The sequence below is a fragment of the Thermomonas fusca genome (assembly GCF_005862345.1).
GTDB lineage: Bacteria > Pseudomonadota > Gammaproteobacteria > Xanthomonadales > Xanthomonadaceae > Thermomonas > Thermomonas fusca.
Map to the genome: position 1 here is coordinate 210,403 of NZ_SROY01000003.1, position 12,553 is coordinate 222,955.

Below are 12,553 nucleotides of genomic sequence, written 5' to 3' on the forward strand. Positions count from 1 at the left end.
CCATGCACCTCCTCGACCCCGCCACCCTTCCTGCCGCCGAACTCGCCGCGATCAACCGCGACCTGGAGCGGATGGGCGCGCAGGCGCGCATCGCCTGGGCGCTGGCCCACCTGCCCGGCACGCAGGCGCTGTCGACCAGCTTCGGCGTGCAGTCGGCGGTCAGCCTGCACCTGCTGACCCGCGCGCGGCCGGACCTGCCGGTGATCCTGGTCGATACCGGCTACCTGTTCCCGGAGACCTACCGCTATGCCGACCAACTGGTGGAGCTGCTCGGGCTGGACCTGCGCGTGTACCGCCCCGGCATCGGCATCGCCTGGATGGAGGCGCGCTTCGGCCGCCTGTGGGAAGCCGGCAGCGACGGCCTGCGCCGCTACAACCAGCTGCGCAAGGTCGAGCCGATGCAGCGCGCGCTGGGGGAACTGCAGGTCGGCTGCTGGCACGCCGGCCTGCGCCGCGGCCAGTCCCGCAGCCGCAGCGGCATCGAGGTGCTGCAGGTGAAGGACGGGCGCTTCAAGTTCCACCCAATCGCCGACTGGACCGACATCGATGTCGGCGCGTACATGCTGCTGCACGACCTGCCGGAACATCCGCTGGTGCAACAGGGCTACGTCTCGGTGGGCGATGTCCACACCACCGCGCCGCTGCAGCCGGGCATGGACGCCGCGCAGACCCGCTTCTTCGGACTGCGCCGCGAGTGCGGGCTGCATTTCGACGAAACCGCCAGTTCCGCGGCGTAATTGCAAACGGGTGGAGTGAGGATGCTCACTCCTCCAGCGCCTACGCCTGCCAGCGCGGCGGCAGCGGCCATTCCGGGGCGAGATTGCCCTCAAGGATGCGGCGCAGGTCGCGCGGGTCGATCTGCGGCGCCAGCCCGTGCAGCAGCGCCAGCGCGTATTCGCGCAGCACCCGGCCACGCGGGACCACTGCCCAGGTGATGCATTCGGGCAGCTCCGGCGGCGCCGCGATCACCCGCAGGTCGTCGTCCTCGCGTCCGCCCACCGCCATCTCCGCCAGCAGGCCGGCGCCCATGCCGGTGCGCACATAGGTCTTGATGAGGTTGGCATCGCGCGCGGTCATCGCGATCAGCGGCGTCACCCCGCTAGCGGCGAACGCGCGCTGCAGCGACGATTCCGGCAGGGTCGAGGATTCATACGAAATCAGCGGATGCCGGGCCAGCTCCACCAGCGTCGGCGGCCGCCCCAGGCTGGCCAGCGGATGCGTGTTCTGCACCAGCAACACGCGCTGCCAGCGGAACAACGGCACCGCCATGCCGCTGGTGGGCGGCGGGCCGCCGGCGGTGCTGATCAGGCCGAAATCGGCTTCGCCCAGCTTCTCCAGCACTTCCGCATCGCCGGCCGCGAACAGGTCGACGCTGACCTTCGGATAGCGCCGGGTCAGCTCCGCGATCACCTTCGGCAGCACGTAGCGCGCCTGGGTGTGGGTGGTGGCCAGCAGCAGCCGGCCGCTGAATTCGCCGCGCTCGTTGGCGGCGTAGCTGCGGATATTGGCGGCCTCGGACAGGATCCGACGCGCGTGCTCGATCACCTTCACCCCCGCCGGCGCCACGCCTTCCAGGCTGCGGCCTTTGCGCAGGAACAGCTGGAAGCCCAGCTCGTCCTCCAGCTGCTTGAGCTGCTTGGACAGGCCGGGCTGGGTGGCGTGCACCTTTTCCGCCGCCTGGGTGATGTTGAACCCGGAATCGGCGATGGCGACGAGGTAACGGAGCTGGGTGAGAGTCATGGCGATGCTCTTTATATCGCTATATCTGCATACAGCGATGGAGTATACATGCGCAGCAGCGCATGCCCGCGGCTTGCTTATGCCGCTGAGGCATAAGCAGACATCCTGCCACCATTTCCCCCGCCCGGCCACGCCGCCTAGCGTGTCGGCATGTCCGCAGCCGTCGTCACGCCCGCCCTGTTTCCCCTGTTCCTGGACCTGCACGGCCGCCGCGTGCTGGTGGTGGGCGGCGGCGAGGTGGCCGCGCGCAAGGTCTTGGCGTTGTTGGATAGCGGCGCCGCGGTCGCAGTGGTGGCTCCGGCTTTGGCCCCCGCGCTGGCGGCGCTGGCCAAGGCGAACCGGCTGGCGCACATCGCTGCCGCGTTCGCGCCCGAGCAGCTCGACGGCAGCTGGCTTGCAATCGCCGCCACCAATGACAATGCGGTCAACCGCGCGGTGGCCGCGGCCGCGCATGCCCGGCGCATGTTCATCAATGTGGTGGACGACGCCGAACTCGCCAGCGCCCAGCTGCCCGCCCGCGTGCAGCGCGGCCCGCTGCAGGTCGCGATTTCCAGCGGCGGTGCCTCGCCGATGCTGGCCCGGCACCTGCGCGAACAGCTGGAAAACCGGCTCGACGAAGCGCTGGGCCAGCTCGCCGGCCTGCTGGGCGAACTGCGCGGACGCATCCGCATGCAGCTGGCCGACCTGGGCCAGCGCCGCGCCTTCTTCGAACGCGTACTGGCCGGCCCGGCGCAGTCGCTGCTGCGTCGTGGCGATGCAGTGGCGGCACGCCGCGCGGTGGAAGCGGAACTGGGATCGCGGCCAACGCCTGCCGCCGGCCGCGTCGCCTTGGTCGGTGCCGGCCCCGGTGACCCCGGCCTGCTGACCCTGCGCGCGCTGCGCCTGCTCAACGAGGCCGACCTGATCCTGCACGACCGTCTGGTCAGCGCCGAAGTGCTGGCGCTGGCGCGCCGCGACGCGCAGCGCATCGATGTCGGCAAGCGCGTCGGCGGCGACCACGACGCCACCCAGCAGCACATCCACGCCCTGCTCATCGAGCATGCCCGCGCCGGTCGCCGGGTGGTGCGCTTGAAGGGCGGCGACCCGTTCGTGTTCGGTCGCGGCGGCGAGGAACTGGAAGCGCTGCGCGAGGCCGGCATCGATTTCGAAGTGGTGCCCGGCATCACCGCCGCCACCGCCTGCGCCGCCTATGCCGGCATCCCGCTGACCCATCGCGCACATGCGCAGTCGCTGCACCTGCTCACCGCGCAGGCCCGCGACGGCGACGCCGACCACGACTGGCGCGCGCTGGCCAAACCCCAGCAGACCCTGGTGTTCTACATGGGCGTGCAGGGCCTGGCCCGCCTGCGCGACAACCTGCTAACGCATGGCCGCGCAGCATCCACCCCGGTGGCGCTGGTGGAGAACGGCAGCCGCCCGCAGCAGCGGGTGGTTGCCGGCACCCTGGCGCAACTGCCGGAACTGGCCGCGGCGCATGCCGTGCGCGCGCCGGCGCTGCTGGTGGTGGGCGAAGTAGCCGCTCTGGCCACCCGCCTGCACTGGTTCGGCGCCGCGCCGCTGGGCGGCGAACGCCAGCGATGTCCGCCCGACGCCCTCGCCCGCGCCGCCTGACCGTTTTCCACCGCATTCCAAGGATCCATCGCAATGACCATCTACAACAGCATCCTCGACGCCGTCGGCAACACCCCGATCATCCGTCTCAACCGCCTCGCACCGAAGCACGCGACGGTGTATGTCAAGGCGGAATCGTTCAACCCCGGCGGCTCGGTCAAGGACCGGCTGGCGCTGGGCATCGTCCTCGACGCCGAGCAGCGCGGCCTGCTCAAGCCCGGCGACACGATAGTGGAGGCCACCTCCGGCAACACCGGCATCGCGCTGGCGATGATCGCCGCCGCGCGCGGCTACAAATTCGTGGCGGTGATGACCGAAACCTTCTCGATCGAACGCCGCAAGGCGATGCGCGCCTACGGCGCCAAGGTCATCCTGACCCCGGCCGCCGCGCGCGGCACCGGCATGGTGGCAAAGGCGAAGGAGCTGGCCGAAAAGCACGGTTGGTTCTGGGCAAGCCAGTTCACCAACCCGGCCAACCCCGCCTACCACCGCCAGACCACCGCAGCGGAAATCCTGCGCGACTTCGCCGGCAAACGGCTGGACGTCTTCGTCAGCGGCTGGGGCAGCGGCGGCACCCTGACCGGGGTGGGCGAAGTGCTCAAGCTGGCGCGCCCGGACACCCGCATCGTCGCCACCGAACCCGCCGGCGCCGCCCTGCTCAAGGGCGACGCCTGGGCACCGCACAAGATCCAGGGCTGGACGCCGGACTTCGTGCCCGAGGTCATCAACCGCAGCGCCTTCGACGAACTGCGCACGGTCACCGACGAGGACGCCATCGCCACTTCGCGCCGACTGGCCGCCGAGGAAGGCATCTTCGTCGGCATCTCCGCCGGCGCCACCGCCGCCACCGCCCTGCAGATCGCCGAGACCGCACCCGAAGGCAGCGTGCTATTGGCGATGCTGCCGGACACCGGCGAGCGCTACTTCTCCAGTCCGCTGTTCGCCGACATCAACGAGGGCAGCGACGACGAGTGGCTGGCAAGCCTGGGCTGAGCCAAGCGCAATCCGAGGCACGCAAAACCCCTCCCGCGATGCGGAAGGGGTTTTCATTTCCGGCGCCGCGAATCCACCAGCCGCCTTCCCGCGCGCGCTGCCTGGAGCGAAATCAAGGAGGAGGCATTGGCCGATGGCCAATGCCGGAGGACATTCGCGGAAGGCAGCGCGCGCGGGAAGGCGGCCGCGAAAGAACGCACGCCGCACACACCCTTACGACCGCCCGTACACATCCTCGTAGCGGACGATATCGTCCTCGCCCAGGTAGTCGCCGGACTGCACCTCGATCAGCTCCAGCATCGCGCTGCCGGGATTTTCCAGCCGGTGCTTGGCACCGATCGGGATATAGGCGCTCTGGTTGGCGAACAGTTCGAATACGTCGTTGTCACGGGTCACCCGCGCAGTGCCGCGCACCACCACCCAGTGCTCGGCGCGTCGCTGGTGCGACTGCAGCGACAGCCGCGCGCCCGGCTTGACCTTGATCCGCTTGACCTGGAAGCCGTCGGCCATGTCGATGGAGTCGTAGCTGCCCCACGGCCGATGCACCTCGCGGTGCAGCACGGCCTGCGAACGCTGCCCGGCCTTGAGCTGCGCCACCACGTCCTTGACCTGCTGCACCCGGTCCTTGCGCGCCACCAGCACCGCGTCGTCTGTTTCCACCACCACCAGATCGTCCACGCCCACCAGCGCCACCAGCCGCCGCGCGTAGGCGTAGCTGTTGCGACTGTCGATGGAGACCACGTCGCCGTGATGCGCATTGCCGTCGGCATCCTGCGGACTCACCTCCCACAGCGCCGACCACGAACCGACATCGTTCCAGCCGATGTCCACCGGCAGCACGCAGGCGGCATCGGTCTTCTCCATCACCGCATAGTCGATGGAATCCGACGGACAGGCGGCGAACGCGGCCTTGTCCAGGCGGATGAAATCGCCGTCGCGCGCCGCGGCATCGAACGCCGCGCGCACCGCCGCCACGATGTCGGGACGGAAGCGCTGCAACTCATCGAGGTAGCGCGAAGCCCGCAGCAGGAACATGCCGCTGTTCCAGTAATAACCGCCTCCGTCCAGATAGCGCTGCGCGGTGGCAGCGTCGGGCTTCTCGACGAAGCGCAGCACCTTGCGCACGCCATCGCTCCCGTCGGCTTCACCCGCTTCGGCATGGATATAGCCGAAGCCGGTCTCCGGCGCGCCCGGCACGATTCCGAACGTCACCAGCGCGCCCGCCTCGGCCGCCGGCATCGCCTGCCGGACGGCGGCACGGAAGGCCTCGCCATCGCGCACCACGTGGTCGGAAGGCAGCACCAGCAGCAGCGGATCATCGCCCCCGGCCAGCGCCTGCAGCGCAGCCGCGGCGATCGCCGGCGCGGTGTTGCGGCCCAGCGGCTCCAGCACGATCGCCGGCGTGGGCGCACCGATCTGGCGCAGCTGTTCGGCAACCAGGAAGCGGTGGTCTTCTCCGGCCACGACGATCGGCGCGGCATCAGCGATCGCGGCTACCCGCAGCCAGGTGGCCTGCAGCATGGTGTCGTCGCCGGCCAGCGGCAGGAACTGCTTGGGATAGGCCTCGCGCGAGAGCGGCCACAAGCGGGTGCCGGAACCGCCGGACAACAACACGGGCTGCAACTTCGCCATATCTGCCTCGCTGGAATCGAAGCGGCAGTTTACCCTTTGCCCATGAGCAGCCCTGCAACCGACGACCGCGCCACCCTCCGCCTGCAATGGGCCCGCCATGCACTGGGAAATGCCGCCGCCGACCTTGAGCGCGCCTCCACCGATGCCGGCTTCCGCAGCTACTGGCGCAGCGTGGGCGCAGCGCCGTCGCGGATCGTGATGGACTCGCCGCCGGACCGGGAAGACGTGCGTCCATGGCTGCGCATCCGCGACCTGCTGGAAGCCGCCGGCGTGCGCGTGCCGCAGGTGCTGGCGCGCGATGTCGACGCCGGCTTCCTGCTGCTGGAAGACCTCGGCGGCCCGACCGTGGCGCAACTGATCAACGACGCCAACGCAGATGCGCACATGGACGCGGCGATCACCCAGCTGCTGCGACTGCAGTCGCTGGCGCTGCCGGCGGATGTCCCGGTGTTCGGCGAGGCCCTGCTGCAGCGCGATGCCGGCCTGTTCGAGGAGTGGTTCATCCGCCGCCACCTCGGCGTCGAGCTGGACTGCGGCGACAGCGAGCGGCTGGAGCTGGCGCAGCGCCGCCTGATGGACAACGCACTGGCGCAGCCACGCGTGCCGACCCATCGCGACTACATGCCGCGCAACCTGATGCCGGTCGAGGGTGGCCCGGCGGTGCTGGATTTCCAGGACCTGGTGCTGGGCCCGATCGCCTACGATGCGGTCAGCCTGCTGCGCGACGCTTTCCTCAGCTGGCCGGAAGCGCGCGTGGACGGCTGGCTGCGCCGCTACCACGCGCGCGCCGCCGCGGCGGGCCTGCCGGTGCCGGCGCTGGAGGTCTTCCTTCGCGATGCCGACTGGTGCGGTGTGCAGCGGCACCTCAAGATCCTCGGCATCTTCGCCCGCCTGCAGCATCGTGACGGCAAGCCGCGCTACATCAAAGACGCACCGCGCTTCCTCGGCTACCTCGACGCGGTGGTGCCGAAATACCCCCAGCTCGCGCCGCTCCGCGAGCTGCTGGACGACACCATCAAGCCCGCGTTCGCGAGGATGTCGGCATGAAGGCGCTGATCTTTGCCGCCGGCCTTGGCGAGCGCATGCGCCCGCTCACCGACACCACGCCGAAGCCGCTGCTGCGCGTCGGCGGCAAGCCGCTGATCGAATGGCATCTGGAGAAGCTGGCGGCGCTGGGCATCCGCGACGTGGTCGTCAACACCTCGTGGCTGGCAGACCAGTTTCCCGCAGCACTGGGCGACGGCGCGCGCTGGGGCCTGCGCATCCACTACGCGTTTGAAGGCGATACCCCGCTGGAAACCGGCGGCGGCATGTGGAACGCGCTGCCGCTGCTGGGCGAGGCCCCCTTCCTGCTGGTCAATGGCGATGTGTGGACGAACTTCGATTTCGCCGGTCTGCCGCGCGAACCGCGCGGGCTGGCGCATCTGGTGATGGTGGATCGGCCGCCGCAGGCGACCCACGGTGATTTCGCCCTCGACGCCGACGGCTGCGTGCGCGCCGATGGCGGACACAAGCTTACCTATGCCGGCATCGGCGTCTATCGCCCGCAGTTGCTGGACGGCTGGCGCGATGTCATTCCCGAACCGCTGCTCGCCAACGGCAAACCGAAATTCCCGCTGGCGCCGCTCCTGCGCGCGCACATGGCCGCCGGCGAGGTCAGTGGCGAACACCATCGCGGGCGCTGGACCGACGTGGGCACGCCGGAGCGATTGCAGGGACTGGACGCGGAGCTGCGCGGCTAGCCCTGGTCCGCTTCCAGCACCTGGCGCAAAAACGGCACGGTCAGCCGGCGCTGCGCGGCCAGCGAGGCGCGGTCCAGCCGCTCGAAGATCGCGGTCAGGCTGCCAAGGTCGCGGCTGCAGCGGCGCAACAGCCAGTCCAGCGCGGCCTCGTCGAGATCCAGCCCGCGCGCAGCGGCACGCTGGCGCAGCAGCTCGGCGCGGCCGGCATCGTCCAGCACCGGCAGCGCCCAGCGCGCGCACTGCGCCAGCCGCGAACGCAGGTCCGGCAACACCAGCGGCAGCGCGTCGGGCGCGGCATCGGCGGCGTAGAGGACGCCGCGCCCGGCGTCGTGCAGGCGGTTGTGCAGGTCGAACAGCGCCACCTCGTCGTCGCGGCTGCCGGCAATCGCGTCCACGTCGTCCACCGCCACCAGCTCGGCGCGCTCCAGTCCGTCCACCGCTGCGCGCACCCGCCCGTGCAGGCCGCGCAGGGTCAGGTAGGCGGCCTGCACGCCGGCCGCCTCCGCCTCGGCGCAGCTGGCCAGCAGCAGATGGGTCTTGCCGGTGGCGTGCGCGCCGTGCAGGTAAAGGCCGGCGGCGGCGCTGCCGACAGCCAGCGCCTGCAGGCTTTCCAGCAAGCCTGCGGGGGCGCCGACATAGCGCGACAGCCGCTGGTCCGGCGGCGCGCGCAGCGCCAGCGGCAGTTGTGGCACCAGTTCGATCATCTCAGGCGACGGGCGGCTCGCGTTCGGCCGGCTCGCTCGTCGGCGGCTCGACAGCCGCGGCTGCGGCTGCATTCCCATCGAGGACGATCACCGGCCCGTCGCCGGCATACAGGCGGCTGTGTCGGTAGCGATCCTGTGCGTAACGCAGCAGCACGTTCGCCACCGCCGCCACCGGCAGCGCCAGCAGCATGCCGAGGAAGCCGAACAGGGTACCGCCGGCCATCACCGCGAAAATCACCGCCATCGGGTGCAGGCCGATCTTGTCGCCGACCAGCTTCGGGGTCAGCCAATAGCTCTCGATGATCTGGCCGACGGTGAACACCACCGCCACCCCGGCCAGGTGCTGCCAGTCGCCGTACTGGACCAGCGCGGCGATGCCACCGAACACCACGATGGACGCCGGCCCCAGGTAGGGCACGAAAGTCAGCAGGCCGGCGATCAGCCCGATCAGGATGCCGAGGTTGAGGCCCACCGCCCACAGGCCGATCGCATACAACACGCCCAGGATCAGCATCACCGTCAGCTGGCCGCGCAGGAAGCCGCCCAGCACCTCGTCGGATTCGCGCGCCAGCCGGCGCACGGTGTCGTACTGGTCGCGCGGCACCAGCGCCCCGACGCGCTCGACCAGCAGGTCCCAGTCGCGCAGGAAGAAGAAGGTCAGTACCGGCAGCAGCACGATGTTGGCCAGCCAGCCCATCAGCGCGAAGCCGGAGCGCGAGACATAGCCCAGCACCGTCGCCGCCACCCCGCCGGCGCCCTGCCAGTGTTCGCGGATCAGCTGGAACAGGCGCTCCGGGTCCAGCCAGGACAGTATCTGCAGGCCGGTGCGGTGCTCGACCCACGGCAGCGCGGTCTGCACGAACCAGTCGCGGTAGTTCGGCAGCGATTCCACCAGGGTCACCAGCTGCTGCTCCAGCAGCGGCACCAGCAGAACGGCGACGATGGTCAGCAGCAGGGTCATCACGCTGAACACCAGCACCACCGCGGTATTGCGCTGCAGGCGGCGGGCTTCCAGGCGGTCGACCATCGGGTCGCCCAGCCAGCCCAGCAGCGCGGCGAACACGAACGGGCTGAGGATCGGCGCCAGCAGCCAGACCACCCACAGCACGCCCAGCGCCAGCGCGGCCCACTGCACGCGCCGATAGAACGCGGCGATGGTGGCCAGATCGTCTTCGCGATGCATGCTCAGCGCCCCGCCAACCGGAACGTGACAACACCCGTGGTGGCGTCGCCTTCGCCCGCGGAAACCGGCGACAGCGTGCCGCCGCGGCTGACGTAGCGTGAGAACCCTGCGATGCCCGATGCAAGATCCAGGTCGAGGTCGAGCGCGTCCGGGGCGGCGCCGGTCGGAGTGATGCGCCGGACGATGGAAATGTCATCCAAGTATCCGGCCAGGCGCAGGTAATCGTCGGCGCCGTCGATCCCCAGCACGCGCACGCGATACACGCCGGCCGGCCCGGCCGTGCCGGCCTTGGCATAGCGCTTGAACAGCGCATCCGCCGCGCCCTCAGCGCCGCCGGCCATCGCCTTGCGGGCGTCCATGCTGCTGGTCTGCCAGCTCGCCAGCACCCTGCCGCCGTCGACGAGGGTCCAGTCCGCGCGCCAGCCTTCGGCGCCGCGCTGCAGCTTGCCGATCAACTGCATGGGCGGGCTGTAGCGCTTCGACAGCGAGGCGATCGCGGCGGTGTCGCCGCGCCAGATCGCGCCAACCGCGGCCTGTTCGGCGGCATTGCCGGACGGCAGGCCCAGCGCGTAACCGCGCGATTTGGCCGCATCCAGCACCGAACGCGCCGCGTTCACCTGCCCCAGCCCCACCAGCCGCGGCCCGCGGCCGTCATCGATGGCGAGCCACAGCACCGGCTTGGGACGCGGCTGCGGCCAGCTGGGCAGGCCCAGCATCGCCACCAGATCGTCCACGTCCTGCTGGCGGAAGCGCACCACCAGTTTGGTCTGGAAGCTGGGCGCGCCGGTGGCCGATACGCCTTCGTCCTGGCGGTAGTCGTAGCCGTCCACGTAGTCCTGGGCCTTCGCCAGCTCCTCGCGCACGCCCGGCCGCTGGGCGGCGCCGTCGTCGCCGGTGACGTTGCCCAGCACCTGCGCCAGGGCGCGGGTAAAGGCCTTGTCGCGCTCGCCGTCGGTCTGGTTGCGCACCACCACTTCAGCCTGGTAGGCGCCCTGCGCCTGCGCCCGGTCGCCCTCGGTGCGTTGTGCCAGCGCCGCGCCCACCGGCAGCAGGCACATGCCGAGCAGCGCCGCCCAGAACCATCGGTTGCACCGTCGCATCGTCCCTTGCGGCTTCGTCTGCATTGCCATTCCTCGCCGGAAATCCCGGCCATCGCTACCGAAATGGTGCCGCAGCCGGGCGGGCGCGTCCATGTCCACGGCCTGCGGCTGTTAAAATCGCCGATTCACCACGCCCGTGCGAGTCCGCCGTGACGCCATCCACACCCTCCTCCCCCGGCCTGACCTACCGCGACGCAGGCGTCGATATCGATGCCGGCAACGAGGTGGTCGAACGCATCAAGCCGCTGGTGCGCCGCACGATGCGCCCGGAAGTGCTGGGCGGCGTGGGCCTGTTCGGCGGCCTGTTCGACCTCTCCAGCCGCTACCGGGAGCCGGTGCTGGTCTCCGGCACCGATGGCGTCGGCACCAAACTCATCCTGGCCAAGCAGTTGAACCGCCACGACAGCATCGGCCAGGACCTGGTGGCGATGTGCGTCAACGACGTGCTGGTGCAGGGCGCCGAACCGCTGTTCTTCCTCGACTATTTCGCCACCGGCAAGCTGGACGTGGAGACCACGGTGAACGTGGTCGGCGGGATTGCCAAGGGCTGCGAGATCGCCGGCTGCGCGCTGATCGGCGGCGAGACCGCGGAAATGCCCGACATGTACCCGCCGGGTGAATACGACCTGGCCGGCTTCACCGTCGGCGCGGTGGAAAAGTCGAAGCTCATCGATTCCAGCAGGCTGCGCGCGGGCGACGTGTTGATCGGCATCGCCTCCAGCGGCCCGCATTCCAACGGCTATTCGCTGGTGCGCAGGATCCTCGAGCGCGCCGGCAATCCACTGGACCTCGATCTCGGCGGCGTGACCCTGGCCGATGCGCTGATGGAACCCACCCGCATCTACGTCAAGCCGGTGCTGGAACTGCTGGCCAAGCACGACATCCACGCCATGGCCCACGTCACCGGCGGCGCGCTGGTGGAGAAGATCATCCGGGTGGTGCCGAAGGAATTCGGTCTGGAGATCGACACCGCCAGCTGGCCGCTGCCGGCGGTGTTCGACTGGCTGCAGCGCGAAGGCAATGTGGCGCGCGAGGAAATGTGGCGCACCTTCAACTGCGGCATCGGCTACGTGCTGATGGTGTCGCCCGACGCTATCGCCGCGATCGGCGCCGACCTAGACCGCTTGGGTCTGCCGCACTGGCAGATCGGCCAGGTCGTGCCGGCCTCCGGCGAAGGCGAGCGGTTGCACATCCGCTGATGCCGGTCCGCCTCGCCATCCTTGCCTCCGGGCGCGGCAGCAACCTGCAGGCGATCCTCGATGCGATCAAAGCCGGCGTGCTGGACGCGCGCATCGCCGGCGTGTTTTCCGACCGGCCCGATGCGCTGGCCCTGCAGCGGGTCCCGGAAGCGCTGCGCTGGTCGCGCACGCCCAAATCCTGCGGCGGCCGCGAGGCCTTCGACGCGGTGCTGGCCGATGCAGTGGCCGTCTGCGAGCCGGACTGGGTGGTCTGCGTCGGCTACATGCGCATCCTTGGCGAAGCCTTCGTGCAGCGCTTCGCCGGCAAGATCCTGAACATCCATCCCTCGCTGCTGCCCAAGCACAAGGGCCTGCATACCCACCAGCGCGCGCTCGATGACGGCGATGCCGAGCACGGAGCCAGCCTGCACTTCGTCGACCCCGAGCTGGACGGCGGCGCGGTGATCGCACAGGCACGGGTGCCGGTACTGCCCAACGACGATGCCGACACCCTGGCCGCGCGGGTGCTGGCAGTCGAACACCCCCTGCTGCTGGGAGTGCTGCAGCTGGCCGCCTCCGGCCGGCTTGCTGAACGCAACGGACAGGCGACCCTGGATGGTCAGGCCCTGTTTACGCCGCTGTCGCTAGAGTCGATGGCGACCTGACGCGA

The 12,553-nt window shown here is 70.1% G+C and carries 12 protein-coding genes; 7 read left to right on the forward strand and 5 right to left on the reverse strand.

What is annotated here, in order from left to right; genetic code table 11:
• Positions 1-2 precede the first annotated feature (2 nt).
• On the forward strand, positions 3-737 hold the full coding sequence (locus E5S66_RS08880) for a phosphoadenylyl-sulfate reductase (RefSeq protein WP_212745339.1): 735 nt from the start codon (positions 3-5) through the stop codon (positions 735-737).
• A 40-nt stretch (positions 738-777) separates the two neighbouring features.
• Here the strand turns inward: E5S66_RS08880 and E5S66_RS08885 are convergent, their stop codons facing one another.
• Positions 778-1,740: a LysR substrate-binding domain-containing protein gene (locus E5S66_RS08885; protein WP_138348894.1), complete on the reverse strand. Its 963-nt coding sequence runs from the start codon at positions 1,738-1,740 to the stop codon at positions 778-780.
• Positions 1,741-1,890: 150 nt separating this feature from the next.
• Between E5S66_RS08885 and cysG the strand changes: the two genes are divergently transcribed.
• Both cysG and cysK read left to right on the forward strand, forming a co-directional pair.
• Positions 1,891-3,351 carry a siroheme synthase CysG gene (gene cysG, locus E5S66_RS08890; RefSeq protein WP_138348895.1) on the forward strand — a complete coding sequence of 487 codons (1,461 nt, stop codon included), beginning with the start codon at positions 1,891-1,893 and terminating at the stop codon, positions 3,349-3,351.
• 33 nt (positions 3,352-3,384) lie between these two features.
• Positions 3,385-4,344 carry a cysteine synthase A gene (cysK, locus tag E5S66_RS08895; RefSeq protein WP_138348896.1) on the forward strand — a complete coding sequence of 320 codons (960 nt, stop codon included), beginning with the start codon at positions 3,385-3,387 and terminating at the stop codon, positions 4,342-4,344.
• Positions 4,345-4,557: 213 nt separating this feature from the next.
• Here the strand turns inward: cysK and E5S66_RS08900 are convergent, their stop codons facing one another.
• Positions 4,558-5,976, reverse strand: a complete 1,419-nt coding sequence (locus E5S66_RS08900) for a mannose-1-phosphate guanylyltransferase/mannose-6-phosphate isomerase (RefSeq protein WP_138348897.1) — start codon at positions 5,974-5,976, stop codon at positions 4,558-4,560.
• A 42-nt stretch (positions 5,977-6,018) separates the two neighbouring features.
• Here E5S66_RS08900 and E5S66_RS08905 point away from each other — a divergent pair, with 42 nt between their 5' ends.
• Together E5S66_RS08905 and murU are read left to right on the forward strand one after the other, a co-directional pair.
• Positions 6,019-7,023, forward strand: a complete 1,005-nt coding sequence (locus E5S66_RS08905) for an aminoglycoside phosphotransferase family protein (protein WP_138348898.1) — start codon at positions 6,019-6,021, stop codon at positions 7,021-7,023.
• Positions 7,020-7,718 (forward strand): N-acetylmuramate alpha-1-phosphate uridylyltransferase MurU, encoded by a 699-nt coding sequence (murU, locus tag E5S66_RS08910; RefSeq protein WP_138348899.1) that lies wholly within the window; start codon positions 7,020-7,022, stop codon positions 7,716-7,718. The genes E5S66_RS08905 and murU overlap by 4 nt, the downstream gene beginning before the upstream one ends.
• On the opposite strand, the gene hda is transcribed toward murU, so the two are convergent.
• From hda to E5S66_RS08925, 3 genes are read right to left on the reverse strand one after another with little or no spacing between them, the layout of a single operon-like run.
• Positions 7,715-8,422 (reverse strand): DnaA regulatory inactivator Hda, encoded by a 708-nt coding sequence (gene hda / locus E5S66_RS08915; protein ID WP_038053076.1) that lies wholly within the window; start codon positions 8,420-8,422, stop codon positions 7,715-7,717. The two genes, murU and hda, sit on opposite strands and share 4 nt — an antisense overlap.
• A 1-nt stretch (position 8,423) precedes the next feature.
• On the reverse strand, positions 8,424-9,605 hold the full coding sequence (locus tag E5S66_RS08920; protein ID WP_138348900.1) for an AI-2E family transporter: 1,182 nt from the start codon (positions 9,603-9,605) through the stop codon (positions 8,424-8,426).
• 2 nt (positions 9,606-9,607) lie between these two features.
• Positions 9,608-10,705 (reverse strand): DUF2066 domain-containing protein, encoded by a 1,098-nt coding sequence (locus E5S66_RS08925; protein ID WP_171033517.1) that lies wholly within the window; start codon positions 10,703-10,705, stop codon positions 9,608-9,610.
• Positions 10,706-10,854: 149 nt separating this feature from the next.
• On the opposite strand from E5S66_RS08925, the gene purM reads away from it, so the two are divergent.
• On the forward strand, positions 10,855-11,904 hold the full coding sequence (gene purM, locus E5S66_RS08930) for a phosphoribosylformylglycinamidine cyclo-ligase (RefSeq protein ID WP_246037188.1): 1,050 nt from the start codon (positions 10,855-10,857) through the stop codon (positions 11,902-11,904).
• Entirely contained in the window at positions 11,904-12,548 is a 645-nt protein-coding gene (gene purN / locus E5S66_RS08935; RefSeq protein WP_138348901.1) for a phosphoribosylglycinamide formyltransferase, read from the forward strand. Before purM ends, purN begins: the two co-directional genes overlap by 1 nt.
• Positions 12,549-12,553 lie beyond the last annotated feature (5 nt).

What these genes read in the sequence shown, in the direction of transcription:
- E5S66_RS08880 (WP_212745339.1), top strand. Translation starts at nt 3, where the DNA reads ATGCACCTCCTCGACCCCGCCACCCTTCCTGCCGCCGAACTCGCCGCG.
- E5S66_RS08900 (WP_138348897.1), bottom strand. Translation starts at nt 5,976, where the DNA reads ATGGCGAAGTTGCAGCCCGTGTTGTTGTCCGGCGGTTCCGGCACCCGC.
- E5S66_RS08905 (WP_138348898.1), top strand. Translation starts at nt 6,019, where the DNA reads ATGAGCAGCCCTGCAACCGACGACCGCGCCACCCTCCGCCTGCAATGG.
- purN (WP_138348901.1), top strand. Translation starts at nt 11,904, where the DNA reads ATGCCGGTCCGCCTCGCCATCCTTGCCTCCGGGCGCGGCAGCAACCTG.
- murU (WP_138348899.1), top strand. Translation starts at nt 7,020, where the DNA reads ATGAAGGCGCTGATCTTTGCCGCCGGCCTTGGCGAGCGCATGCGCCCG.
- E5S66_RS08885 (WP_138348894.1), bottom strand. Translation starts at nt 1,740, where the DNA reads ATGACTCTCACCCAGCTCCGTTACCTCGTCGCCATCGCCGATTCCGGG.
- cysK (WP_138348896.1), top strand. Translation starts at nt 3,385, where the DNA reads ATGACCATCTACAACAGCATCCTCGACGCCGTCGGCAACACCCCGATC.
- cysG (WP_138348895.1), top strand. Translation starts at nt 1,891, where the DNA reads ATGTCCGCAGCCGTCGTCACGCCCGCCCTGTTTCCCCTGTTCCTGGAC.
- E5S66_RS08920 (WP_138348900.1), bottom strand. Translation starts at nt 9,605, where the DNA reads ATGCATCGCGAAGACGATCTGGCCACCATCGCCGCGTTCTATCGGCGC.
- E5S66_RS08925 (WP_171033517.1), bottom strand. Translation starts at nt 10,705, where the DNA reads ATGCGACGGTGCAACCGATGGTTCTGGGCGGCGCTGCTCGGCATGTGC.
- hda (WP_038053076.1), bottom strand. Translation starts at nt 8,422, where the DNA reads ATGATCGAACTGGTGCCACAACTGCCGCTGGCGCTGCGCGCGCCGCCG.